General features: G+C 56.9%; 22 protein-coding genes. 15 read left to right on the top strand and 7 right to left on the bottom strand.

Going from position 1 to position 25,953, the window contains the following annotated elements:
• Positions 1-43: 43 nt before the first annotated feature.
• Both AC1RN6_RS03630 and AC1RN6_RS03625 read right to left on the bottom strand, forming a co-directional pair.
• Positions 44-826: a 3-hydroxybutyrate dehydrogenase gene (locus tag AC1RN6_RS03630; RefSeq protein WP_493003087.1), complete on the bottom strand. Its 783-nt coding sequence runs from the start codon at positions 824-826 to the stop codon at positions 44-46.
• Between the two features lie 9 nt (positions 827-835).
• Positions 836-1,576, bottom strand: a complete 741-nt coding sequence (locus AC1RN6_RS03625) for an acetoacetate decarboxylase (RefSeq protein ID WP_493003086.1) — start codon at positions 1,574-1,576, stop codon at positions 836-838.
• 224 nt (positions 1,577-1,800) lie between these two features.
• Between AC1RN6_RS03625 and AC1RN6_RS03620 the strand changes: the two genes are divergently transcribed.
• The 6 genes from AC1RN6_RS03620 (at position 1,801) to AC1RN6_RS03595 (ending at position 11,136) form a co-directional block, all read left to right on the top strand.
• Positions 1,801-2,568 carry a GNAT family N-acetyltransferase gene (locus AC1RN6_RS03620; RefSeq protein ID WP_493003084.1) on the top strand — a complete coding sequence of 256 codons (768 nt, stop codon included), beginning with the start codon at positions 1,801-1,803 and terminating at the stop codon, positions 2,566-2,568.
• On the top strand, positions 2,565-3,425 hold the full coding sequence (locus AC1RN6_RS03615; protein ID WP_493003082.1) for a UDP-2,3-diacylglucosamine diphosphatase: 861 nt from the start codon (positions 2,565-2,567) through the stop codon (positions 3,423-3,425). Before AC1RN6_RS03620 ends, AC1RN6_RS03615 begins: the two co-directional genes overlap by 4 nt.
• Positions 3,407-4,447, top strand: coding sequence for a glycosyltransferase family 4 protein (locus AC1RN6_RS03610; protein WP_493003080.1), 1,041 nt, complete (start codon positions 3,407-3,409; stop codon positions 4,445-4,447). Before AC1RN6_RS03615 ends, AC1RN6_RS03610 begins: the two co-directional genes overlap by 19 nt.
• A gap of 347 nt (positions 4,448-4,794) precedes the next feature.
• Entirely contained in the window at positions 4,795-6,918 is a 2,124-nt protein-coding gene (locus AC1RN6_RS03605; protein WP_493003078.1) for a methyl-accepting chemotaxis protein, read from the top strand.
• Positions 6,919-7,411: 493 nt separating this feature from the next.
• Positions 7,412-9,142 (top strand): methyl-accepting chemotaxis protein, encoded by a 1,731-nt coding sequence (locus AC1RN6_RS03600; RefSeq protein WP_493003076.1) that lies wholly within the window; start codon positions 7,412-7,414, stop codon positions 9,140-9,142.
• A gap of 191 nt (positions 9,143-9,333) precedes the next feature.
• Positions 9,334-11,136, top strand: a complete 1,803-nt coding sequence (locus AC1RN6_RS03595; protein ID WP_493003074.1) for a methyl-accepting chemotaxis protein — start codon at positions 9,334-9,336, stop codon at positions 11,134-11,136.
• A gap of 117 nt (positions 11,137-11,253) precedes the next feature.
• On the opposite strand, the gene AC1RN6_RS03590 is transcribed toward AC1RN6_RS03595, so the two are convergent.
• Together AC1RN6_RS03590 and ppk1 are read right to left on the bottom strand one after the other, a co-directional pair.
• Positions 11,254-11,712, bottom strand: coding sequence for a SixA phosphatase family protein (locus AC1RN6_RS03590; RefSeq protein ID WP_493003072.1), 459 nt, complete (start codon positions 11,710-11,712; stop codon positions 11,254-11,256).
• 48 nt (positions 11,713-11,760) lie between these two features.
• On the bottom strand, positions 11,761-13,872 hold the full coding sequence (gene ppk1, locus AC1RN6_RS03585) for a polyphosphate kinase 1 (protein ID WP_493003070.1): 2,112 nt from the start codon (positions 13,870-13,872) through the stop codon (positions 11,761-11,763).
• Between the two features lie 375 nt (positions 13,873-14,247).
• Between ppk1 and pstS the strand changes: the two genes are divergently transcribed.
• The 7 genes from pstS (at position 14,248) to phoR (ending at position 21,251) form a co-directional block, all read left to right on the top strand.
• Entirely contained in the window at positions 14,248-15,297 is a 1,050-nt protein-coding gene (pstS, locus tag AC1RN6_RS03580) for a phosphate ABC transporter substrate-binding protein PstS (protein ID WP_493003068.1), read from the top strand.
• Between the two features lie 120 nt (positions 15,298-15,417).
• Entirely contained in the window at positions 15,418-16,452 is a 1,035-nt protein-coding gene (gene pstC, locus AC1RN6_RS03575; RefSeq protein WP_493003066.1) for a phosphate ABC transporter permease subunit PstC, read from the top strand.
• The gene (gene pstA / locus AC1RN6_RS03570; protein WP_493003064.1) at positions 16,452-17,369 is read left to right on the top strand and encodes a phosphate ABC transporter permease PstA; all 918 of its coding nucleotides are present in this window, start codon (positions 16,452-16,454) and stop codon (positions 17,367-17,369) included. The genes pstC and pstA overlap by 1 nt, the downstream gene beginning before the upstream one ends.
• 50 nt (positions 17,370-17,419) lie before the next feature.
• Entirely contained in the window at positions 17,420-18,205 is a 786-nt protein-coding gene (gene pstB / locus AC1RN6_RS03565; protein ID WP_007881586.1) for a phosphate ABC transporter ATP-binding protein PstB, read from the top strand.
• Between the two features lie 166 nt (positions 18,206-18,371).
• Positions 18,372-19,085: a phosphate signaling complex protein PhoU gene (gene phoU, locus AC1RN6_RS03560; RefSeq protein WP_493003062.1), complete on the top strand. Its 714-nt coding sequence runs from the start codon at positions 18,372-18,374 to the stop codon at positions 19,083-19,085.
• Between the two features lie 40 nt (positions 19,086-19,125).
• On the top strand, positions 19,126-19,803 hold the full coding sequence (locus AC1RN6_RS03555; protein ID WP_050475625.1) for a response regulator: 678 nt from the start codon (positions 19,126-19,128) through the stop codon (positions 19,801-19,803).
• A 128-nt stretch (positions 19,804-19,931) separates the two neighbouring features.
• Positions 19,932-21,251, top strand: a complete 1,320-nt coding sequence (gene phoR / locus AC1RN6_RS03550; protein WP_493003060.1) for a phosphate regulon sensor histidine kinase PhoR — start codon at positions 19,932-19,934, stop codon at positions 21,249-21,251.
• Between the two features lie 157 nt (positions 21,252-21,408).
• Here the strand turns inward: phoR and AC1RN6_RS03545 are convergent, their stop codons facing one another.
• The 3 genes from AC1RN6_RS03545 to AC1RN6_RS03535 form a co-directional block, all read right to left on the bottom strand.
• Entirely contained in the window at positions 21,409-21,600 is a 192-nt protein-coding gene (locus tag AC1RN6_RS03545; protein ID WP_493003059.1) for a hypothetical protein, read from the bottom strand.
• Positions 21,601-21,829: 229 nt separating this feature from the next.
• Complete coding sequence (locus AC1RN6_RS03540; RefSeq protein ID WP_493003057.1) at positions 21,830-24,187, bottom strand: tetratricopeptide repeat protein; 2,358 nt, start codon at positions 24,185-24,187, stop codon at positions 21,830-21,832.
• A gap of 116 nt (positions 24,188-24,303) precedes the next feature.
• A complete protein-coding gene (locus tag AC1RN6_RS03535; RefSeq protein WP_493003055.1) occupies positions 24,304-24,891 on the bottom strand; it encodes a TetR/AcrR family transcriptional regulator in 588 nt (195 codons plus the stop codon).
• Between the two features lie 97 nt (positions 24,892-24,988).
• Here AC1RN6_RS03535 and AC1RN6_RS03530 point away from each other — a divergent pair, with 97 nt between their 5' ends.
• Together AC1RN6_RS03530 and AC1RN6_RS03525 are read left to right on the top strand one after the other, a co-directional pair.
• A complete protein-coding gene (locus AC1RN6_RS03530; RefSeq protein WP_493003054.1) occupies positions 24,989-25,249 on the top strand; it encodes an aldo/keto reductase in 261 nt (86 codons plus the stop codon).
• Positions 25,250-25,422: 173 nt separating this feature from the next.
• Positions 25,423-25,875 (top strand): MarR family winged helix-turn-helix transcriptional regulator, encoded by a 453-nt coding sequence (locus AC1RN6_RS03525; RefSeq protein ID WP_493003053.1) that lies wholly within the window; start codon positions 25,423-25,425, stop codon positions 25,873-25,875.
• Positions 25,876-25,953: the final 78 nt, after the last annotated feature.

The raw sequence follows: 25,953 nt of genomic DNA, 5'->3' as shown, positions 1-25,953 counted from the left end.
ACAGGCGGCTTTTTGCATCCCAAGCAACAAGCGCTCGCGACGCTTACTGCATAAACCACCCATGGCTAACCACCACCGACTGCCCGGTAAGCGCATTCGTCGGAAACGCCGCCAGGAACACCGCCGTCTGCGCCACATCCGCAGTCGTCGTGAATTCACCGTCAACCGTATCCTTCAGCATGACCTTCTTGATCACGTCGTCTTCGCTGATGTTCAGTTCCTTGGCCTGCTCCGGAATCTGCTTCTCCACCAGCGGTGTGCGGACAAAGCCCGGACAGATCACGTTGGAGCGGATTTTGTCCTTTGCACCTTCCTTGGCGACGACTTTGGCCAGGCCGATCAGGCCGTGCTTGGCGGTGACGTATGGCGCCTTCAGCGGCGAGGCTTCGTGCGAGTGCACCGAACCCATGTAGATGATCGAGCCGCCGTTGCCAGCCTTGATCATCGCGCGCATTGCTGCACGGGTGGTCAGGTAGGCGCCGTCGAGGTGGATCGCCAGCATCTTGCGCCAGTTGTCCAAGGTGCTGTCGACGATCGGGGCGATGATCTGGATGCCGGCATTGCTGATCAGGATGTCGAGCGTGCCATAAGCGGCAACCGCGTCGGCGATGCCCTTGTCGACCTGCGCTTCGTCCACCACGTTCATGGCGACGGCCATGGCGGTGCCGCCGCTTTTCGTGATCTCTTCTGCTGTGGCTTTGGCGGCGTCCAGCGCCAGATCGGCGATGACGACCTTGGCGCCGGCCTTGGCGTATTCGATGGCGATTTCCTTGCCGATACCGCTGGCTGCACCTGTGATCAGGGCGACTTTATTTTCGAGTAGCATGACGTTCCTTTATTTAGCAAGATAATCAAAAGCAACCGTGCCCAGGGGCAGGGTCAGGTCAGACAAAATATGCACGGCCGATATGACTTCCAGCACGGGCAGGTCGGCGACAGGCGCCAGCGCGTGCGGATGCAGTTCCAGTGCGCCGGGGCCGGTCCAGGCGCCCTTGATGGTGATGTCGGACAGACTGTACTGTACCAGTTCGCAGATGCGCGGTGTGCCGTCGACGTGGGGAATGATCTTCAGCAGAAAACTCGGCGACCCCAGCGTCTTCGCAATGGCCTCATGATCGAGCGAGCGATGCTTGAATCCCATGGTGCCGGTGGCAATGCGAAAATCGCTGTAGTCGAGCGTGCCGACCAGCGTGTCGGTGTGCACGCGCAGCTCGGGACTGCCGAGCTTTTTGGGGAAGCCCCATAGTTCGCGACCGCCCGCAATCGGCGGATGGTCGTTGAGATACATGCTGTGCACGTAACCGCCGGCAACGCCGTTGAGCGTCACCGGGATCACCTGGCCCGATTCGCAATAGTGGCCGAAGCCGGTCGAGTCCGGCATGTTGATGAATTCAAACTTGACGATGGGCTCGACGAATTGCAGCGGGGCGGGAATGATCTTTCTGAGCGCTTCCGGATCGGTGCGATAAGTGATGATCAGAAACTCACGGTCAACGAAGCGATAAGGACCGGGTGGAAATGCCGGATTGTGAATCGGCATGGCGAAAGCATTGCGACGAATTTCATCTTCAGTCATATCTTTATCTTCCTATCCTGTAGGCCGAAAGAATCGGCAGCTTCGGTTCGACGGAGACGTTCGTTATAAAGTTCACATCATTTCCTTGCAGGAGGCTGACAGCGCCGTTGCAGGAGGGATTCGGCGGCAGTGTTGCAGGCTTGCCATGCGGCGGTCATGTGTCATTTGCCTGAAACAATCGACAGTTACGCTCTGCATCGTTGTCAACTGAAAAAGGACGATGCATGAGACTGCTCACCACTCCAGCAGATGCTAACCCGAGTTTTTCCAAACTGTCATTGAGTCTCGCCAGCACGCCGGAAGAGGTGCGCGAAGTACAACGTTTGCGCTACAAAGTCTTCATCGAAGCAATGAACCTGTCCGCTCTGGCCAACGCCGAAGGTCTGGACAAGGATGAATTCGACGACTACTGCGATCACCTGATCGTACGCGACAACAAAACACTGAGCGTGGTCGGCACCTACCGCGTCATGAGCCCGCATGCAGCACGCCGCATGGGCAAATTCTACTCGGAACAGGAATTCGACCTGAGCCGCCTCGACAATATCCGCAACTCCATTTGCGAAGCCGGCCGCGCCTGCATCCATCCGGATTACCGCAGCGGCGCCGTCATCATGTTGCTGTGGGCCGGCATTGCCGACTTCATGCGCAAGGAACGTTGCGACTACCTGATGGGTTGCGCCAGCGTCAGTCTCGCGGATGGCGGTCACAATGCGGCAGCGCTGTATCACGCTTTCAGAGAAAACAACATGGCGCCGCCGGATTACAGCGTGACGCCGCATACGGCGTTCCCGATCCAGGAGCGTGAAGCCGGTCACCAACCGCAAGTGCCGCCACTGTTGCGCGGTTACCTGCGCAGCGGCGCATGGGTGTGCGGCGAGCCGGCCTGGGATCCTGATTTCCACTCGGCAGATTTTTTCCTGTTGTTGCCGCTGGCGAAACTGGACAGCCGCTACGCCAAACACTACCTGAAAGAAACGAGAGCCGTATGAAACCACGCGATCAGTTTCTGGATGACGATGGTGTAGAAGCCTCTCTGGGAATGAAACGCGATCCCCTCCGTTTCAGGACAATCTGGATCTCCGACGTGCATCTCGGCACGACGGGGTGCCAGGCGCAAAGACTCCTTGAGTTTTTGCGTGCGACCGAATCGGAGACGCTCTATCTGGTGGGCGACATCATCGACGGCTGGCAGCTCAAGCGTCGCTGGTACTGGGAACAAAGCCACAACAACGTCGTGCAGACGGTGCTCAAGAAAGCCAAGAAGGGCACCAACGTCATCTTCGTGCCGGGCAACCATGATGAAGTCGTCCGTCAGTTCATCGACCTCGATTTCGGCGGCATCAAGATCCGCGACGAACTGATCCATACCACGGCCAACGGCAAGCGCATGCTGGTCATTCACGGCGACCGTTTCGACGGCGTCATCGCATGCGCCAAGTGGCTGGCCTACGTTGGCGACAACCTGTACACCATGATCCTCAAGTTCAACCAGTGGTTCAACAGCTGGCGCGCGCGTGCAGGATTACCGTACTGGTCGCTGTCGCAGTACCTCAAGGGCAAGGTCAAGAACGCGGTCAATTACATCACCTCGTTTGAAGACGCACTGGCCGCCGAAGCCCACAAAAAGGGTCTCGACGGCGTGATCTGCGGACACATCCACAAACCGGAAATCCGCGACATCAACGGTATCAAGTATTGCAATGACGGCGATTGGGTGGAAAGCCTGTCGGCCCTGGTCGAAGATCCCTCCGGCGAATTGCGCCTGGTGACCTGGGGCGAAATCATGCAGTTGAAGAAGAGTTCCAAATTAGCCGGAGTAGAAGATTTATGCGCATTGCCATCGTAAGCGACGCGGGCGAACCCCAAGTCAATGGCGTAGTCAACACCCTACGGGCAACCCAGAATTGCCTGCGAAACAAAGGTCATGAAGTACTGATGCTGGCGCCGCGCGATTTCCGCACGTTTGCCTGCCCGACTTACCCCGAAATACGGCTGGCCTACAAGCCGTATGCCAAGATTGCCGCCGCGCTGGATGCGTTCAAACCGGATTGCATCCACATCTCGACTGAAGGCCCCATGGGCCTCGCGGCGCGCCGCTACTGCCTCAAGAACAAGCTGGATTTCACCACCGCGTATCACACGCGTTTTCCGGAATACCTGAGCGCGCGCAAGCTGTTGCCCAAGGCGCTGACGTATCGCCTGATGCGCTGGTTCCACGGACCGTCCAAAGCCATCATGGTGCCGACGCCGAAGATGAAGGAAGCACTGGAAGAACACGGTTTCCGCAATGTGGCGCTGTGGGGCCGCGGCGTCGATACCGAGCACTTCAAGCCGGCGGCGGAAGATCATGCCTGCATCGTGCGTCCGCTGTTTCTGTACGTCGGCCGCGTGGCGGTCGAAAAGAATATCGAAGCCTTCCTCAAGCTGGAGTTGCCCGGTTCCAAATGGGTGATCGGTGACGGGCCGCAACGCGAAGAACTGGAGCAGCGCTATCCGCATGTCCGTTTTCTCGGCGCCAAGGGCCATGATGAATTGCCGGCGTATTACAACTGCGCCGACGTGTTCGTCTTCCCCAGCCGCACCGATACCTTCGGTCTGGTGCTGGCGGAAGCAATGGCATGCGGCGTACCGGTCGCCGCCTATCCGGTCGAAGGACCGATCGACGTGGTCTCCAACGGCTTCTCAGGCTCCCTGCACGAGGATCTCGACGTGGCCTGCATGGATGCCTTGCACCTGTCGCGCGATGACGTACGCGCGCATGCGATGACTTACTCGTGGGATGCCGCCACACAGCAATTCCTGCAGCATTTGCATTACGCGCGCAGCGTGGCGCCTGCAGGGTTGGCCGATGTGGTGGATGTTGCCTGATCAGGACATATCCGCCGTGTTCTGACGAGGTTGCAGTTTCCTGGTGGACAGTTTTGTCGGTGCAATACTGTCCGTATTTTCTCGATTTCCTGCCTTGCTTTTGTTGCCCGCGGGCGACTTCCGATCCGCTGCTCAGCACTACTTTTACCTGCCTGTTTTTCCTTTCCCATCTGAATCCCGTTATCCATACGCATCGGTATGGTTCTTGCGTTCTTTTTCCCCGAGTAGATTTATTTGCAATACCGCTATTCCGGTATAAAACGTGATGATGACCCGTCGATACGATGCGGGCCACTGACGTTCTGACCGGTTGCCGCCGTGCCTTGGGGAAATGAAGGGGGAATGTAATGAGAAACCTGTTTGCCAGCCTGCAATTGTGGAAAAAATTCGCCTTGCTGGGCGTGATCGGCATCGTGCTGTTTGGCGTGCCGACCGCGCTGTATATCAGCAGCGCCGAAGGCATCATTGCGCACAAGCAATTGGAAATCCGGGGCGTCAATCCGGCGCGCGCCTTATTGCGCACGATGCAGCTGATGCAGCAGCATCGCGGCATGTCGGCGGTGCTGATCGGCGGCAATGCGGGGATTGCGCCACAGCGTCTGGGCAAGGCGCAGGAAGTCGACAAAGCCTTCCAGACTCTGTCTGAAGAGCTCCGCAAGAATGGTGCGCGCAATCCCGCCATCGAGAAGAACCTGGCGGCCGTGCAGACTGCCTGGAACGGTTTGCGCGACGGCATCGGCGGCGGACAGGTAACGGGACCGCAGAGTTTCGCCGTGCACAGCGACCAGATCGCCAGGCTGTTCGAGATCAATGATCTGATACTCGATGATTTCAAGCTCAGCCTGGATGCCGACCTCGATAGTTCCAAGCTCATCACCGGCGCGTTCGTCGCGCTGCCGCTGCTGACGGAAGAGTTGGGAAAAACCCGCGCACGCGGCGCCGCCATCCTGACCAAACAGACCGCGACGCAAGAAGACAAACTGGGCGTGATTCGCCCGAGCCAGGCAGGGCAGGAACGCCTCCGCCAGGCCGACAAATTGTTCCAGCAAGCGTTCCTGATCAATACGTCATTGAAGGACAGTCTGGGCGCCACCGTCGACAGCGCCCGACAGCTTGCCGGCGGCGCCATTACCTTGGCGGATGAGAAAGTGCTCAAACCGGAGACGCTGGATTTTCCCTCGCAAGAATATTTCGCCAAATTCACTGAGGCCATCGACGCCCAGTTCAAAGTGGTCGATGTCGTGATTGCGAGCCTGGAGAGCACGCTCGGCCAGCAGACCGCTCAGTTGCGCCGCAATGAAATCTGGGTGCTGGGAAGCATCAGTGCGCTGGCCTTGTTTGCGGCATGGATCGGCACCATGTTGTCGCGTTCGATCACGGTGCCGATTTCAGAATCGGTGAGCATGGCGCAACGGGTTGCGTCCTGCGACCTGACGTCGCGCGCGGTCGTGGTCGGCAGCGACGAGTCGGCGCAACTGCTACATGCGCTCAACGACATGACCGGCAGCCTGGTGCATATCGTCGGCGACGTGCGCACCAGCATCGATGTGATTCACGTGGCGTCGAAAGAGATCGCCATGGGCAATGCCGATCTGTCCAATCGCACCGAGTCGCAGGCATCGAGCCTGGAGGAAACCGCCAGCTCGATGGAAGAGCTGACTTCCACCGTGCGACAGAATGCCGACAACGCGCGCCAGGCCAACTCGCTCGTCACCACGGCGTCGGAACTGGCGGTCAAGGGCGGCGAAGTCGTGGGCAGCGTCGTGCAGACCATGGGGTCGATCAAGGAAAGCTCCGGCAAGATCGTCGACATCATCAGCGTCATTGACGGCATCGCGTTTCAGACCAATATCCTGGCGCTAAACGCTGCGGTGGAAGCCGCACGCGCCGGCGAACAAGGCCGTGGTTTCGCGGTGGTGGCCAGCGAAGTGCGCAGCCTGGCGCAGCGCTCGGCATCGGCCGCAAAAGAGATCAAGGAACTCATCACCGACTCGGTCGGCAAGGTCGACGCCGGCGGCAAGCTGGTGGATGAAGCCGGCGCCACCATGGGCGAGATCGTGACTTCGGTCAAGCATGTGGCCGACATCATGAGCGAGATCACCGCCGCCAGCCAAGAGCAAAGCGTCGGCATCGAAGAGGTCAATCGCGCCATCACGCAGATGGATGAAATCACGCAGCAGAACGCCGCATTGGTGGAGCAGGCCGCTGCCGCTGCCGAGAGCCTGCAGGAACAAGCCGACATTCTTGCGCAGGCGGTCAGCGTGTTCAAGATCACGCCGGCCGAGCGCCATGCAGCGACACCGGCTGTGTTGTCCGCTGAGCCTGCCCGGAGGCTAACCGTCGCCGCCACATCCATGCCGCTAAAAAAGACCGTCGCGCCGTCGCTGAAAGTCTTGCCTAAGCCGGCCGCCGCATTCGCCAAAAAGCCCGCGGAAGCCAATGGCAACGCCAACGACTGGGAAGAATTTTAGGCCGCTCGCAGTGTCGGCCGCGTTTGCAGACACCGCAGAAAATGATGTCATCCGGTCATCTTCTGCGGGCTGCAATCGAGCGCCGGAAGGCCTTTTCAGATGATTATGCGAAAACCGTATAGTTGCATGCGCACAAAGCATTGGCCTACTTTTCGCCACTTATCTAAGATGCGGCCACGGGTCATTATTGAATGAAAATGGTCAGTGGAGCATTTGCCGCGAACGGACGCACCGCCGCGTGTATCGATCATCTCCAGCCATCCTAAGAAGAGACGCAGGCGCATCGGTTGCCGCGTCTTTTTTCATTTCTTCAATTGATTTTAATTGCCCTGCGACAAGAAAAATAAGTTCGGAACACGTACAATCAAACATATTGCAGGCAGGCACGAATCCTGCTGAGAATCATGTGACAGGCCGTTCGCCGCGATGCGAACGATCTGGCAAGTTGCACCTTCAGGGACGGCAGTTTTTTATCAGGGGAAGTTGAGTGGTTATGATCTCGAATATCAAAATCGGTGCGCGCCTTGCATTGGGATTCTGTCTCGTCTTGTTCTGTGCAGCGGCGATCCTGTTCAACGGTCTGTGGCGCATGAGTGAAATGGGCGCCAGCAGCGAATACATCATCAACCAGAAAGTCGCCAGCATGACCGCGGCGATGAGCATGCGCGAATCCGGCAGTGCGCTGGCGCTCGCGTTACGCAAAGTGGTCACGCCTACCGATGCCGCCGAAGGCCAGCAGGAAAATCAACGCCTGACCAAGATTCTGCAAGCCTATGCCGGCTTTGAAGGACAACTCACCAAACTGACTTCGACCGATAAGGGCAAGGCCTTGCTCGCATCTTCGACGGCCGAGCGCAAGGTGCTGTTCCCCATCGTGGAAAAAATTCGCGAGATGGTCGGCGGCGGCAACTACTTCGATGCCGCGCAATTGCTCAAGAGCGATTTCCTGCCTGCGTATGACAAGTGGATGGCCAGCGTCGGCGCCCTGGCGAGCTATCAGCAAGAAGACATGTCGGCCGCCTACGTTGCCTTTCAGGCAAGTTATCACACCGGCCAGATCAGCATGGTCGTCATCGGTATCGTGACGCTGCTGCTGGGCGCTTTCTTCACCTGGTCGATCACGCGCACCATTACTGCACCATTGCAACGCGCCGGCAGGATCACCGAGACTATCGCCAGCGGCGACCTCACCACCATCGTGGAAGAAAAGAGCCATGATGAAGCAGGCCAACTGGTGCATTCGCTCAACGCCATGCAAACCAAGCTGGCGTCGACCGTGAACGAGATCAAGCAAAGCGCGGCCATCATCGCGGTCGCATCGCAAGAAATTGCCACCGGTAATGCCGACTTGTCCAACCGCACCGAGTCGCAGGCTTCCAGCCTTGAAGAAACCGCCAGCTCGATGGAGCAACTGACATCGACGGTGAAGCAGAACGCTGAGAACGCGCATCAGGCCAATCAACTGGTGATGTCGGCTTCCGACTATGCGGTCAAGGGCGGCAAGGTGGTCGGCGATGTGGTGGCAACCATGGGTTCGATCAAGGCCAGTTCCAGCAAGATCGTCGATATCATCGGCGTGATCGACGGTATTGCCTTCCAGACCAACATCCTGGCGCTGAACGCGGCTGTCGAAGCAGCACGCGCCGGTGAGCAAGGCCGCGGCTTTGCGGTGGTGGCATCGGAAGTGCGCAGCCTGGCGCAGCGTTCCGCATCTGCCGCCAAGGAAATCAAGACACTCATCGGCGACTCCGTCAGCAAGGTCGATGCCGGTGGCAAGCTGGTCGATGAGGCTGGTGTGACCATGAGCGAGATCGTGACCTCGGTCAAACACGTGGCCGACATCATGGGCGAGATCACCGCCGCCAGCAAAGAGCAGAGCGCCGGTATTGCCGAAGTCAACAACGCCATTTCGCAGATCGACGAAATCACGCAGCAAAACGCCGCGCTGGTGGAGCAAGCCGCCGCTGCCGCGGAAAGTCTGCAAGAGCAGGCCGATTTGCTGGCGCGTGCGGTTGCCGTGTTCAAGGTCGATAACGCCGTGATGGCAACATCGGGCGCTCAGGCAAGCGTCGTGCCGTCGATGCTGAAGACGGTCAATCCTCCGCTGGAGTTGCAAGCCGAGCCTGCTGTCGCTAAACAGGTTGCTGCACGCAAGAAGACTTCTCCCGCTGTGCCGAAGAAACCGGTTGCAACACAAGACGAAGGAAGCTGGGAAGAGTTCTGATGCCCATCCTTGCGTAACGGCGAGGTCACAATCCTCATTTAATCTGCGGTTGTCGTGACGACGCAGACAAAGCCCGCAGGCCTTCCGGTCTGCGGGCTTTTTTAACAAGTTGCGCCGGTAATGTCCGCCGGGCAATACCGGAACACCAGATTTACCACATACAAGCTACAACTTTCTTCGAGGGTAGGAACATGTTTTTTTCCACACTGCGTATGCGCCTGATCGCCTTGTGCGTATCGGTTGTCGTGCTGGCGATGCTCGCCATCATCGGCGCCAATTTTTTGACGAGCAAATCGCGCATGCTGGATTCGCTCGACAGCCAGACACGCCAGTTGTCGGACAGTCACGCGGCAACCATTGCAGAATGGGTGACGTCGAAGAAGGCGGTGGTGACTTCCATCAAGCAGGCGGTCGATGCGGCTGAGCCGCTGCCGTTCGTCAAGTCCGCGGAACAGGCCGGAGGCTTTGATCTGGCCTACATCGGCTATGCCGACAAGCACACGGTTTTTTCGCAGGAGCGTACGCGTGCGCCGGATTATGATCCGACCAAACGCTCCTGGTATACGCTGGCCTCGCAGATGGCCGGTCCGGTGGTGACGTCACCTTACACCAGCGCCAGCACCGGCAGGCTGCTGGTGACGTTTGCCGAAGCCATCGGCCCGACCGGGCAGACCAAAGCCGTGGCGGCAGCAGATGTGCTGCTCGACACAGTCGTGCGCATTATCGTGGCGATCAAGCCGACGCCGGCGAGCTACGCCTTTCTGGTCGACAGCAAGGGCAAGATCATCGCTCATCCGGACACCAAACTGACCCTCAAGCCGATTGCCGATCTCGACAAGGATCTGTCGGTGCAGACGCTGACGGAAGTTGAAAGCACGCGTCAGAGCAAGCAAGTCCGTCTGAACGACCGTGATGGCATGCTCTATGTCTCCAAGGTTGCCGGCACCGACTGGCTGCTGGTGGTGGTGCTTGACCGTGCCGACGCCACGTCGCCGCTCAAGGCAATGCTGGGCTCATCGGCGGCGACCGCACTGGTGGTGACCGCGCTGGTCTGTCTGCTGCTGAGCGTGCTGATCGCCAGGGCCTTGCAGCGCCTGGCGCTGGTGCGCAACGCGCTGGGTGAAATCGCTGTCGGCGACGGTGACCTGACACGCCGCCTGGACGCCAGCGGCAAGGACGAGCTGGCGCAGATCGGTCTGGCGTTCAATCAGTTCGTCGATAAGATTTCGGCGGTGTTACTCGATATCCGCAAAGCCAGCGACACCATCAAGGAGGCATCGCGCGAGATCGCTGACGGCAACAGTGATTTGTCCGCACGCACTGAAGCGCAGGCAGGCTCGCTGGAAGAAACTGCTTCCGCCATGGAAGAGCTGACCGCCGGCGTCAAGAACAATGCCGACAACGCACATGAAGCCAATCTGCTGGTCGCGTCCGCCTCCGACATTGCCGCCCGCGGCGGCGACATGGTCGGTCAGGTGGTGGATACCATGGGCGCCATCAACGAGTCGTCGAAAAAGATCGTCGACATCATCAGCGTGATTGATGGCATCGCCTTTCAGACCAACATCCTGGCATTGAATGCCGCCGTGGAAGCGGCGCGTGCCGGCGAGCAGGGCCGCGGTTTCGCCGTAGTGGCTTCCGAAGTGCGCAGCCTGGCCCAGCGTTCAGCCACGGCCGCCAAGGAAATCAAGGTGCTCATCGGCGACTCGGTTGACCAGGTCGAGCAGGGTAGCCAGTTGGTTGAGCAGGCCGGTGCGACGATTCGTGAAGTGGTCGACAGCGTCAAGCGGGTGAGTGAAGTCGTGGCGGAAATCAGCGCCGCCAGCCGCGAACAAAGCCAGGGCATCAACCAGACCAATCAGGCGATCACGCAGATGGACGAAACCACGCAGCAGAACGCCGCGCTGGTGGAGCAGGCGGCAGCGGGCGCGCAGTCCTTGCAAGAACAGGCGATTCGTCTGGCCGGTGCGGTGAGTTCGTTCCGATTGAACTGAGGTCGCGAACCTCGGCGCCGCAGGCAATAGCGGCACCGATACGGAAGTAAAAAAGACGCCGGGCTGCTGATATTCTCAGCAGCCCGGCGTCTTTGTATCAGGCAATTTTTTTTACGCTTACTTGGCGATCAAGTCCGGCGCCATCACCGCGCGCAGATAATTGGTGGTGATGTCGCCGCGTTCACGCTGAGCGATCCACCACACATTGGCTTTGCGGATCGACCATTCCTGCTGCATGCCGCCGATCAGTTGCGCCGCAACCAGGCCCAGCGTCGGCTGATGGCCGATGACCAGCACCGGTTCGCGGCTGTCGGGCCAGTTGGCGGCGGCGAGCAGGTCTTCCGGGCTTCTGTCGGGCGCTAGGTCGGCGTGGATCTTGAACTTGCGTCCCAGCGCTTCAGCGGTCTGTACGGTGCGTGTGGCGGGGCTGACCAGGATGCGGCAGCTTTCCGGCAGGTTGCGATCAAGCCAGTCGGCCATTTTCCATGCCTGCTTGTGGCCTTTGCCGGTGAGGGCGCGGCCCTCGTCGGGTTCGCCTAGCTCCGCTTCTGCATGACGCCATAAAATCAGTTCCATGGGGACTCGCCTCTGGTTGATTGGTGGATTCTGCTCAATGGGGGGCCGTCACTCTTCGGCCAGCGGCGCCGCGATGCCGAGCGTATTCATCAGATGCGCCTGTGCGCTGAATGCGGCCTGGCGCGAGCTTGCCTTTTTGAGTACGTACACCCCGTCACAGTTCAAATGCCATGCATTGGTATTGTCCTTCAGATAAGGATCGAGTCCTTCGCTGATGATGCGCTTCTTGAGCGCCTTGTCCAGAATCGGAAAGGCCACTTCGATGCGGCGGAACAGGTTGCGGTTCATCCAGTCGGCGCTCGACAAATACACGTCATGCGCCAGATCGTTGCGGAAATAATAAATGCGCGAATGCTCCAGATAGCGGCCGATCACAGAGCGCACGCGGATGTTTTCCGACAAGCCCGCCACGCCAGGGCGCAGCGCGCAGGCGCCGCGCACGATCAGGTCGATCTTCACGCCGTCGGCCGATGCTGCATACAGCGCGCGGATGACCGACTCGTCGAGCAGCGCATTCATCTTTGCAATGATGCGGGCAGGGCGGCCTTCACGAGCGATCAGCGCTTCGTTGCGGATGGCGCGGATGATTTCCTTTTGCAGCGAAAACGGCGCCAGCCACAGATGGTTCAGGGTGCGGGGTTTGGTCAGCGTAGTCAGGTGGATGAAGACTTCGTTGACTTCGGCAGTCAGTTCACGATGCGAAGTCAGCAGGCCGAAGTCGGTATAGAACTTGGTGGTGGTCGGGTGATAGTTGCCGGTGCCGAGGTGGGCGTAGAAGTGCAGGGCGTTGTCTTCGCGGCGGATCACCAGCGCGATCTTGGCATGAGTCTTCAGACCCACCACGCCGTAGACGACTTGCGCACCGGCTTGCTCCAGTTTCACGGCCCAGTTGATATTGGCTTCTTCATCGAAGCGCGCCATCAGTTCCACGATGACGGTGACTTCCTTGCCGCGCTGGGCGGCATGGATCAGCGCCTCCATCAGGTCGGAGTTCATGCCGGTGCGGTAAATCGTTTGCTTGATCGCCACCACGTTCGGATCGTGCGCTGCGGTGCGGATGAAATCCACCACCGGCTGGAACGACTGGAAGGGGTGATGCAGCAGCACGTCGCGCTTTTTCAGCACCGTGAAAATGTTTTCGTTTTGCAGGTTCGGCGGCAGCGTTGGCGAAAACGGCGGGAAGCGCAGCGCCGGCACCGACGCCAGGTCGACCAGCTCCGACAGGCGCACCAGATTCACCGGACCCTTGACTGCATACAGGCGGTTGCGCTCGATGGAGAATTGATTCAGCAGGAACTGCGCCAGATGTTCCGGGCAGTTGCTGGCCACTTCCAAACGCACGCCGACGCCGAACTGGCGGCTTTGCAATTCGGTCTGCAAAGCCTGGCGCAGGTTCTTGACTTCTTCTTCGTCGACCCACAGATCGCTGTTGCGCGTGACGCGGAACTGCGAATAAGCCACGATCTCGCGGCCGGTAAATAATTCGGCAATATGCGCGTGAATGACCGACGACAGCAGGCAGAACGACACGCCTTTCTGATCCGACAGGCCGTCAGGCAAGCGGATGACACGGGGCAGTACGCGTGGCGCCTTGACGATGGCGATCGCCGTGCCGCGGCCGAAGGCGTCCTTGCCGGACAGCTCAATGATGAAATTCAGACTCTTGTTGAGCACCTGCGGGAAAGGGTGAGCCGGATCGAGGCCGATCGGCGTCAGCAGCGGGCGCACGTTCTGTTCAAAGTACTGCTTGACCCAGGCGCGCTGGGCGTCGTTGCGGTCTTCATGGCGCAGCAGATGAATGCCTTTATTGGCCAGCTGCGGCAGGATGTCCTTGTTCAGCAATTCGTACTGGCGCGCAACGATCTGATGACACTCGATACTGGTGCGCTCCAGCGCGGCGCTCAGTTCGGGCGGATCGATATGTTCGCCCTCGATGCGATTGGCCAGCAGGCTGGCGATGCGGACTTCGAAGAATTCATCGAGGTTGCTGCTGCATATGCACAAATAGCGCAGACGCTCGAGCAGGGGGATTTGTTTGTTTTCCGCCTGAGCCAGAACGCGGCGGTTGAATGCCAATTGTGACAGTTCGCGATTGAGATAAATGGCGGTCGGATTGATTTCTGTGTGAGCGCTGTCTTCCGGCTTCGTTTTTCTGGTCATGCGTTATTCCTGTATCCCTGGCAATTTTTTCGCAGTGTAGGGCGGCTGTATGACAAGTTAATGACAAGCCGGCCGGGCTTTGTCACAAACGCCCGCGCCCTTGATGTGACTGCGTTTCCGCATGGAAATTATTTATTTCTCTACGATTTTACTCTGAGCGCCATCCCCTGCGGATGTTGTCAAAAAGAAATCGAATCCTTTTCCTTCGTGACAAGTGTGGGTCATAAACTCGTCACATTTGCTGGTTAAAGTTCACCCCGTCCCTGGAACTCATTCCATAAATGGGCCGTTCAGTCAGGAAGGCCTTACGCATGAGACGGCATTTTATGAAATGGGTTCTTCGACAAACTATCTCGTCAAACAAAGGAGCAAGACATGGGGTTTAATCACATTCTTAAATCTGTTGCGGTAGCAGTGTGCGGCACGGTCGCGTTTTCTGCAGCAGCACATGCAGCAGAAATCACCGGCGCAGGCGCATCGTTTCCGTACCCGATTTACGCCAAATGGGCAGAATCGTACAAGGCTGCTACTGGTAACAGCCTGAACTACCAATCCATCGGTTCCGGTGGCGGCATCAAGCAAATCAAGGCAAAGACTGTCGACTTCGGCGCATCCGATGCTCCGCTGTCGCAAGCTGAACTCGACGCTGACGGCCTGACACAATTCCCAGCAGTGGTCGGCGGCGTCGTGCCGGTCATCAATCTGGACGGCACTACTCCAGGCCAGGTCAAACTGTCCGGTCAAGTTCTGGGCGACATCTACTCGGGCAAGATCACCAAGTGGAATGCTCCTGAAATCGCTGCGCTGAACGCAGGCGTCAAGCTGCCGGCAGAAGACATCACTGTGGTCTACCGTTCCGACGGTTCGGGCACATCGTTCGTGTTCACCAGCTATCTGTCGAAGGCTAACGCTGACTTCAAGTCCAAGATCGGCGCAGGTACAGCAGTCAAGTGGCCAGTCGGCGTGGGCGGCAAGGGTAACGAAGGCGTTGCAGCCAACGTGCAAAAGGTCAAGGGCGCAATCGGCTACGTCGAATACGCTTACGTGAAGAAGAACAAGCTGAATTACACCCAGCTGAAGAACAAGGACGGCACTTTCGTGTCGCCTGACGACGCGACATTCAAGGCAGCTACTGCTGCTGCTGACTGGGCCAAGACTCCAGGTTTCGCAGTTGACTTCACTGATGCAGCCGGCAAGAACAGCTGGCCTATCAGCAGCGCAACCTTCATCCTGCTGCACAAGGCACAAGCTGCTGACGGCGCCAAGGGTAAGGAAGTCCTGAAGTTCTTCGACTGGGCCTACAAGAACGGCGGCGCTGCTGCTGCCGATCTGGACTACGTGCCACTGCCAACATCGGTCACCAAGCTGGTTGAAGATTCCTGGAAAGCCAATGTCAAGGACAGCTCCGGCAAGGCAATCTGGTAATCAGTATTCAGTACTGCCCCGGGTACGCCCAAGCGGCGTACCAAATGTGCACTAACTGAAACAAGGCAGGGCTGCGGTGGATCATCGGTCTCCGCAGCCCGCTACTAAATGGTGAAAACAATGAGCTCAAACATCTCTGCCACGACCATGTCGAACACCGATCTAGGTAAGCCTCCCGTAGATACGTCTGCGCAGCAAGCTCACGAAGAGCTGTTGGCAACGATGCGCAAGCAACGCATTCAAGATTTCCTCTTTCATAAAGTCACGCTGATCTTCGCATTGTCGGTATTGCTGATGCTCGGCGGGATTATTGTTTCCCTCTTCATCGGCGCCTGGCCGGCCTTCCATGAATTTGGCCCCGGCTTCATCACGCGCGTGGAGTGGGATCCGGTCAATGACCAATACGGCGCAGCGATTGCCATCGTCGGCACGCTGACCACTTCGCTGATTGCGCTGCTGATCGCTTTCCCGGTCAGCTTCGGCATCGCACTGTTCCTTACTGAAATCTGCCCAAGCCGCCTGCGCCGTCCGCTCGGCACGGCAGTTGAGCTGCTGGCCGGCGTGCCCAGCATCATCTACGGCATGTGGGGTCTGTTCGTGTTTGCACCGCTGTTTGCGGAATACGGCCAGCCTTTCCTGAAAGCCACCATCGGCCAGTTGCCGGTGATCGGCGCCTTGTTCCAGGGGCCGACTATGGGTATCGGCATCATGACCGCCGGTCTGATCCTGTCGGTCATGATCATCCCGTTCATCGCTTCGGTGATGCGCGACGTGTTTGAAGTCGTGCCGGCCGTGTTGAAAGAATCCGCCTACGGCCTCGGCTGTACCCGTTGGGAAGTGGTGCGCAAGGTCGTGCTGCCATACACCAAGACCGGCGTGGTCGGCGGCGTCATGCTCGGCCTCGGCCGCGCACTCGGTGAAACGATGGCGGTCACTTTCGTGATCGGCAACTCGCACCGCTTGTCGTGGTCGCTGTTCGCCGCAGGCAATAGTATCGCCTCCACACTCGCCAATGAAATCGCCGAAGCCTCGTCGACGCTGCACGTTTCGTCGCTCTTCGCACTCGGTCTGATCCTGTTCGTGATCACCTTCATCGTGTTGTCCGCGGCGAAGATCATGTTGATGGGTATGACACGCAAGGAAGGTGCAAAATAATGAATCAACCTGTGAATCAAACGGCCGCTCCGGCGCAAGCAGCACACGCCAAGCCTGAAATCAATTCGCCGATGAACCCGGTGTATCGCCGCCGCCTGCTGCAACATCGCATCGGCATGCTGTTTTCTTTCCTGGCGATGGCAGCCGGCCTGATCGTTCTGGCCTGGATTCTGCTGACGCTGGTGATCAAGGGCTTCAGCGCGATCAACATCGGCATGCTCACGCAAAACACGCCATCGCCGGGCGGTGAGGGCGGCGGTCTGCTCAACCCTATCATCGGCAGCCTGATGATGGTCGGCATCGGTACCCTGATCAGCACGCCGATCGGTATCCTGGCCGGCATCTACCTGGCTGAATACGGCGAAGAGAGCAAGCTGGCCCAGACTACGCGTTTCGTCACCGACATCATGCTGTCGGCGCCATCGATCGTCATCGGTCTGTTCGTCTACGCGATCTACGTCGCCAACGTCGGCCACTTCTCCGGCTGGGCAGGTACCTTCGCCATTTCGCTGATTGCGATTCCGGTGGTGGTGCGCACGACCGACAACATGCTCAAGCTGGTGCCAAGCAGCCTGCGCGAAGCCGCATTCTCGCTCGGCGCGCCGCGCTGGAAGGTCGCCATGCTGGTGCGTCTGCGCGCCGTCAAGGCCGGCGTCGTGACCGGCGTGCTGCTGGCTGTTGCGCGTATTTCCGGTGAAACGGCGCCGCTGCTGTTCACTGCGCTCAACAACCAGTTCTTCAGCACCAACATGAATCAACCGATCGCCAACTTGCCGGTGGTGATCAACCAGTTCGCCATGAGTCCTTACGACAACTGGGTCGCACTTGCATGGGGTGGCGCCTTGCTGATTACCTTCAGCGTGCTCGCCCTGAACATCCTGTCCCGAACCATGTTTAGCCAACGCGTTCCAGGCTAAAAACAAGCGATCCCAGCGAATCCAGATAAGTGAATCGACAAGAGAACACTATGACTACTCAGACATCCGCAACTGCAGACAAGAAATCGACCATTGAAATTTCTCAGCTGAATTTCTACTACGGTGGTTTTCACGGCCTGAAGAACATCAACATGAACATCTTCGAAGGCAAGGTCACCGCCTTCATCGGCCCGTCGGGCTGCGGCAAATCGACACTGCTGCGCACCTTCAACCGCATGTATGACCTGTACCCGGGCCAACGCGCCGAGGGCAAGATCATGTACGCCGGCAAGAACATCCTCGAACCGGGTCAGGATCTGAACATGCTGCGCGCCAAGGTCGGCATGGTGTTCCAGAAGCCGACACCGTTCCCGATGTCGGTCTACGACAACATCGCTTTCGGTATCCGCCTGTATGAAAACCTGCCGAAAGGCGAAATGGACGAGCGCGTCGAATGGGCGCTCAACAAGGCGGCCCTGTGGGGTGAAGTCAAGGACAAGCTGAACAAGAGCGGCCTGTCCCTGTCAGGCGGTCAGCAACAACGTCTGTGCATCGCCCGCGGCGTTGCGGTCAAGCCGGAAGTGCTGCTGCTGGACGAACCGACATCGGCGCTGGATCCGATCTCTACCGCCAAGGTGGAAGAGCTGATCGGCGAACTGAAGAACGACTACACCATCGCCATCGTCACGCACAACATGCAACAAGCGGCGCGCTGCTCGGATTACACCGCCTACATGTACCTGGGCGAATTGATGGAATTTGGCGAGACCGACCAGATTTTCATGAATCCGGCACGCAAAGAAACCCAAGACTACATCACCGGCCGTTTTGGCTGATGAGGCACGGCATAAGCTACTGCGCGCACCGATCACCGAGTGGCGATGCTCGTCGTACCCCAGTACGGCTGCGTTTCTCACTCAGACCTCGGCGCTGCTCGCTACGCTTCTGCCGCACCCTTTGAGGTCAGTTGTTGTTTATAAATTTTATTTTTAAGGACGTGACATGACAGGCGATCACTCTTCCAAGCAATACGATGCTGATCTGGAAACCATCCGTTCCAACGTGCTGGCCATGGGCGGCATGGTGGAGCGTCAGTTCCAGGATGCGATTTCGGCTTTCCGTAACGGCAATCTGGAACTCGCAGCACGTGTGATGAAAGACGACGAGGCGGTCAATCGTCTGGAAGTCGAACTCGACGATGCCTGCAGCCACCTGATCGTGCGTCGCCAGCCTACTGCCAACGACCTGCGTACCGTGATGGCGACCATCAAGATCATTACCGATCTGGAGCGCGTCGGCGACGAAGCCACCAAGATCGCACGCAATGCGATCCATCTGCACAAGCGCGGCAGCGTCGGTCCGATCAATCATTTCGAAACCGTGCGCGTCATCGCCGAAGAAGCATCGGAAATGCTGCGCAGCGCGCTGGATTCCTTCGCCCGTCTGGATACCGACCAGGCGACTGCATTGATCGCACAGGATGCCAGCATCGACCACGGTTTCCGTTCGATCACACGCAGCCTGGCGACCTTCATGATGGAAGATCCGCGCACGATCTCGGCATCGATCGACACGCTGTGGGTGGCCAAGGCCATCGAGCGTATCGGCGACCACGCCAAGAACATCGGCGAATACGTGATCTACGTCGTCGGCGGCAAGGATATCCGTCACACCGATTTCGGTGCGGCCAAGATCCTGGCGACGGACGAAGACTAAGCGGTCGTTTCTCCTTGATCAATTCTGACGGCGCAACTCCATGACTACCATCCTGATCGTTGAAGACGAACCATCGATTGCTGAACTGATTGCCTTCACGCTCAAAGAGGCAGGCTGGTCCAGCTTCGTGGTCTCGAACACGGCAGCGGCGTGGGAGTTCGTCCAGCGCCGCGCACCGCAACTGGTGCTGCTGGACTGGATGCTGCCGGACCGCAGCGGCCTGCATCTGCTTTCGCGCATTCGCGGCGATCGCCAGTTGCAGCAGCTGTCGGTGATCATGCTGACCGCCAAGAGCATGGAAGAAGACAAGATCGCCGGCCTCGATAACGGCGCCGATGATTACATCACCAAGCCATTCTCGCCGCGCGAGCTGACGGCGCGCATCAAGGCGCTGCTGCGCCGCAAGAGCCCGGAATTCGCGCAGGAAGAAATGGTCGTCGGTCCGGTCACGCTGGATCCGGCAAGCTGTTCGGTCGCCCTGAACGGCGACAAGATCGACATCGGCCATGCCGAATACAAGCTGTTGAAATTCTTCATGGCGCATCCTGACCGCGTCTTTTCGCGCAGCCAGCTGCTCGACCGCGTCTGGGGCGACCACGTCGTCATCGAAGAGCGTACCGTCGACGTGCACGTGCTGCGTCTGCGCAAAGCCTTGCGTGATGCGGAACACCTGATCAAGACCGTGCGCAGCGTCGGCTACATGCTGTCTGCAAAATAACAAAAAAGATACACGCAGACAGGCGCGACCCCTCTGGAGACATTGGGAATCCCGAAAGACCTCTATACTGGATGCTCAATTATCATCGCGACAATCTGGTCAACCCGATTCTGAATAATGAGTTTTACATGAGTCCACAGCTGCTGTTTTGGGTTCCGGCTGCCTTGCGCTTTCTGGTTTGTCTCGCTGGCGTCGGCATCGTCTGGTTTTTCTTCGGCGCTACCGCCGGGCTGATCGTCGCCCTGATCGGCATGGGCGCGCTGGCGTTTACCCAGCTGCACTATCTGTTTCGCCTCGGCAGCTGGCTCGACAATCCGCACCAATCCAAGCTGCCGGACGGCTGGGGGGCCTGGACCGATATCTTCGCGCGCCTGTACCGCATGCGCCGCGACGATGAAAAAAATCAGATCGAACTGGCCGAATGGCTGGCGCGTTTCCGTCAGGCGATGAGCTTGTTGCCGGACGGTGTGGTCATCATGGACGACGTGCTGTTTCTCGAATGGTGCAATCCGGCGGCGCAGAAACATTTGGGTTTGCAGCTGGAGCGCGACAAGGGCATGCGCGTCACCAATTTGATCCGCAATCCTGCCTTCATTGACTACATCATTCTCGGCCGTTACGAGCAGCCGCTGATCCTGAGCGTGCAGGAACGCAAGCTGATTGTGCAGATCATTCCTTTCGAAAACCGCCGCCAGATTCTGGTCACGCACGACGCTACCGATTCCGAACGTATCGACATGATGCGCCGGGACTTCATCGCCAATGCATCGCACGAGCTGCGCACGCCGCTGACCGTGATTAACGGCTTCCTCGAAATTGCACTGGCGCAGCCTAATCTTGATCCCGATGTTCGCACCTCGCACCTCAAGCTCATGACTGAGCAAGGCCAGCGCATGCAAAACCTGATCGGCGACATGCTTACCCTGACGCGCCTGGAGTCCGTCGACTACCCGCTACGCTCCGAGCGCGTGCATGTCCGGCCGCTGCTGGAAGGCATCCTGGAAGAAGCCAAGGCGCTCTCATCCGGCAAGCACAAGATCACCTTGGAAGCGGACGGTCCCGATCTGCAAGGCAATGTCGACGAACTGCGCAGCGCCTTCAGCAATCTGGTTTCCAACGCGGTGCGCTATACGCCGCAAGACGGCGCCATCAAACTGTATTGGGAACGCAAAGCGGGCGGAGGCGCGCAGTTCGTGGTCAAGGACAACGGGATCGGCATCAGCCAGGAACACATCTCGCGCCTGACCGAGCGTTTCTACCGCGTCGACAAGAGCCGTTCCCGCGAGACCCAGGGCACCGGCCTCGGCCTCGCCATCGTCCGCCACGTCCTGCTGCGCCATCGCGCTACGCTGGGTGTTGAGTCGATACCGGACAAGGGCAGCACCTTCACGGTCTGCTTCCCGGCGAATTTGCTGATTGAGGAGTTTGTGCCGGTGGAGAGCAACTGACGCAATCCCGATGCGGAGAATAGGGCGAGTTCTACAGCCTGAGTCAATTTGATTGCAAAGAAAAAGGCCCGCTATTCGTCGGGCCTTTTCTTTTTACTGCGCAATCGCCATCGTTATTACGGAGCGGGCATTTCGATGCTGATGCCGTGGGACAAGCTCACTCCTTATAGACAACATTGTCTTCCACGATGTCTGTCCATTCGATTTTTTGTTTTTTCTTGCCGACTCCAATACAAATTAGCTTGCCATCAACTCGCACCCAAACCAATTTTGAGGACCGGTACATTGACCATATAGGAATGCTGAGTAAGACAGCCACACCAATAAGCGCCATCCATAGAGCAGTCATAGATTCCTTTTTTCGGGCGCTGAAATTGCACACTAAGTTTTTCGTATCTTCGGGAAATATTCGTCCGCTTCTGGCCGATAGCGAGCATCGGAACCAGTTGATTATCCAGTACGAAGCTCCAAGTTCTAGGTTCTGCGAATATGGCATGCTGCCCATGTCTTGAGAGAAGAAAATCTTTCTCCGCTTCTGACACGTAGGACAGATTAGGCTCGTTTCTTAATTTGATATCTCAGCCTTGCTGTTCGACTCCCCGGATATTGACAGCAATGCAGAATGCAACAAGCCCATCGCCAAGGTCAATCTGTGTTGGAAAGACATCATTGTTGTTTTGTTTCGCTCGTGCATCAAATATAACCAGAAAGCCACGTGTTGCATTCCGCTCGCGGAGGTATTGTTTGAGCTGATCAAATCCTCCTTCGGCGTATGTTTTCGAGTATCCCGCACCACAGATTTTTAGCTCGACGATGAATTCTGATCCAAGTACGTTGACGATCAGATCTATTCGCCCTCCAGCGACAATTACTTCTTTGTAGATTGTTGATGAGCTGCATTTTGCAATCAGATCCTGCACGAGAAGCGCTCGCGCGGCATTCTCCGGATTTTGAACGAGCTTTCCTTGCGAGCGGCTTTTCCAAAGTGAATCGGCATTCAATCTGGCCCGCATAACAAACATCTTTAAATACGAAAGGAACTCGCTCGGCGTTGTCGGTGCGAAATCTAATGTAAGTCTTCCCCCGGTTGGTAGCCCATTTAAGGTCCGCGCAGTTCGTTCTTTAGATACTTTCTTTAGAAAATCTTTGATTACTTGATCTTTCTCGTTACGGGCAACGGCTTCTCGCAACATCTGTTCTGCCAAGTCGTAGTTGGCATCCTTATATGCTTGCGATCCGACGATCAAGAATCCCACATGCGAGTCGGGGTGATCTCGTGCAATAGCTATTCCAACTTTGACCGCATCGGCGAAGCGGCCTAATTTTTGTAGGCAAACGGCCAAGTGCATCCGAAGAGGAAATGAAGCAGGATGTTCTGCAATGGCACGCATGTAGTAAGGTAACGCTCGATCTGGCTGCTCTAACTTTAGGAGCTGATCGGCAACATAGTTGAGCAGCAGTGCGCTAATCTCATATCTGCGCGTGCCGCCACGGCTCGATAGAGTTTCCAGAAAATGCTCGAGTTGATCGATAAGTTCAATTCCATTTAAGTCACCGAGCTTTTGGGTAAAATTTCGTAGTGATTTTTCCCAGGTTAATCCATCTGGAGCTGTGGCCCTCAATTCGGAAGCATCGTTGAAAAGAGCTTCAAGACGGCTAGATCGCAAATAGGGATTCTTAGCGAGAAAGTCAGAACGTTGCGTTCTTGCGTTTTCGGCAGCCTGGCGATCACCTAAGCCATCAAAGCAGATTGCTTTTAAAAGCATGCATCCTGCTAAAGTGTCGGCATCTTCATGAACTACGTTTAGGAGAGGTTCTGCGCGAACAAGATACTTTAAAGCTCCATCAAACTGCTTAAGGTCAATGCACCTAATACGCGCAGCATCATAAAGACAGTGAGCAATAATCCGTTCGGAATTATTGCCGCCATCTATCTCTGTACAAGCGATTATTTCATCGTAGATGGCTAAGGCAGCACGTGAATTTAATCTCTGCAAACTTGACGCGGCTGTGCCAAGCGTACGCGCAGGTTCATCTGCAATGCCCAAAGACCTTCTCAACGTTCCAGCTTGGCGCAAGTTTTCCAATCCCTCTTCAATACGCTCTAGCTGAAGATATGCAGAGCCGAGATTGTGGAAAATCCAGACACGAGTATGCTGGCTAGCAGTATGCTTTTGATCATTGAGTAGCGATTGGTAGATTTCGATGGCGGTATCTAGCCGCTGCTCTCGAGCGTATGAGTTTGCGATCTCTAGTTGGCAGTTGTAAAAAATCTCAGTATCGTCAGCTTTCAGACTCAGCACTTTCCTCAAGAAATCGCGTGCCGATCTGAAATCGCTGCGGCTTTCCGCTATCGCAGCGCCGTATGCGGCAATTCGCCAATGCTCATCTTTCCAGCTTGGCCGCACTAGCGCTTCATTTATACATAAGAGGACCACGCCCTGATCTGCGTCGCTAATTGGAGGAGAGAATAGCAACGCGCCAGAAAACGCAATCACATCGTCATCTCTCAACGCATCTTGTAGCTTTCGGGGATTTGTTCGAAGCGAAGCTGCGATAGCCTCTTTTACATCGTGCCCGATTCTGCGCGCCAATTCGTTATCTTCATTTCTGTTCTGAATTACCTCGGAACGTGTCGACAGCCGTCCTGTATGTGTATCGACTTCAATGGTCAGCATAATCTCAGGGGCCGCAGTGGGATTAAGCTCGAAACCTCCTTCTTTCATCGCTGTTAAAAAAGCCTCAAACGCCGTAGATGGATTAATAGACGCCGCCGCACAGAATTCGCTAGCGCATGCGTTGTAACAATCCGTAAATCCTTCTGGCGCTTCAGCGTTGTCAGGGACATGCATAACAAGGCAGTGTTTCTCATCAACTAGCGTATCTTGAATAACTAGCTTTATCCCCTGCTCAGTATCTGTATATTCCGCGCGCATATTTTCGTATTTTTAGATGAAATTTAGCCGGCTAAGGGTGGTATTTACATGTCTGTTTATGGCCGGTTGCGGTCATTGAGGTTCTTAATCATATCAGCGACTTGAGCCAGGAACCATCACGACTGCGGCCAGGCGCGCATTGCCTGCGCCACTGTCTTGTACAGGTCTGATTTGCTCGCCCCCGAGCGGGCGTCATGGGCCATTCCCCAGCCAACGGTGACAAAGTAACGTGCGAGGTCTCTGATATTGGTTCCACGGGGCAGCTCACCGTCGTTGATTGCCTTCTCAAGCCGCACGATCAATCTGTCTTTTCTGGCTTTCGAGAAAGACCGGAATTCCTCCCGTGTTGCATCAGATAGGTCTGTACCAGAAAACGCCAAGCTGGCGGCAAGGCACCCAGGGGGATGGGACGCATCGGTATAAAGTGCGGCCATTCGCTGCAGCATTAACTCCACAGCGCTTTCGGCATTCAAGTTGCTGTGCAAGGCTTCTTCGGTATAAGCAATACGCGTATCGAGGTAACGCTTCAGCGCTAGCTTGGCGAGACCTTCCTTGCTCTCAAAGGCGTAATAAAAACTGGGGGGAGTGACTCCCATTGCGTTGGTCAGGTCCGCCAAAGACGTCTTGTCGTAACCTTTCTCCCACAAAAGGGTGATGGCGATCTCGATTGCCTGATCTACTTCAAATACGCGTGCGCGCGCCATTCAATTTCCTTCCGATGAGTCAGGGCATTCATGCGAATCAACGCGTCTGCTTGACACGTCGGCTTTGCCTAATTATAGTGATTAATATATATAGTGATTGTTATATTTAAAAATAGCGCCGCCGATTTATATTTTCTGGAGTTCCAGCCATGCAATTTGCCAAATTTGGAAGCACCGGTTTGACAGTCTCCGCTTATGTTTAGGAACCGGCACTTTCGGGCACCAGACCGATGAATCCGAAGCCTTTCGCATACTCGATGCGGCGGCGGACGCGGGAGTCAATTTCATCGATACTGCAGACATGTCGCGGCGGACTATGAACTACCTGCCGAGACAAAGGCTAGCCTTGATGCAATGACCAGCGCTTATCGTATGGGCGACGCCGGGCGTTGACGTACCGTGACGGTAAACGTCTGAGGGTGGAAGAAATTTGTGGAGAATTCGCTACAATACGTGCATATGCATCTTGTCGCTGGAAATCGCAGATTGCCGCGAGTTCAGATGCCAACCTCACTTCCAGTCGGGAATGCCATGCGCAGTTTGAAAGATCCGTTGCTTTGCAATGGTGGAACATTGAGAAAAGCCAGCCGTCGTATATCGCAACTCTATGATTCGATCCTGGCGCCGTCCGGCCTGAAATGCTCTCAGCATTCAATCCTGGCGCACCTGAGTCGCCTCGGGCAGCCCAACGTCGCGGAATTGGCCGCGGCATTGGTCCTGGATCGTACGGCCCTGACCCACAATTTGCGGCCGCTGATGCGGGATGGCTTCATTGCGTTGACACCTGATGAATTTGACAAGCGCTCCCGGAGAGTGCAGTTGTCCAGCGCCGGCGAAGACAAGCTGGCCGAATGCAAAAAACTGTGGGAAGCGGCGCAGAGGAAGTTTGAAAAGGCATACGGGAAGGAGCCAGCCCTGGCGTTGCGTATTGCTCTCGCCGAGATTGTTTCTGAGGATTTTCTTGAAAAATTCGAGAATGCCTGACGTAGATGGGATCTCAAAGGGTGTGCCGTTTCGCGACATATTAAGTGCATATGCATCTAAATAGGTGCATATGCATGT

This window comes from Herbaspirillum sp. GW822-FHT03A08 (assembly GCF_058801885.1).
Note: the sequence above shows the minus strand (reverse complement) of the source record. Positions and strands in the feature narration are given on the sequence as shown.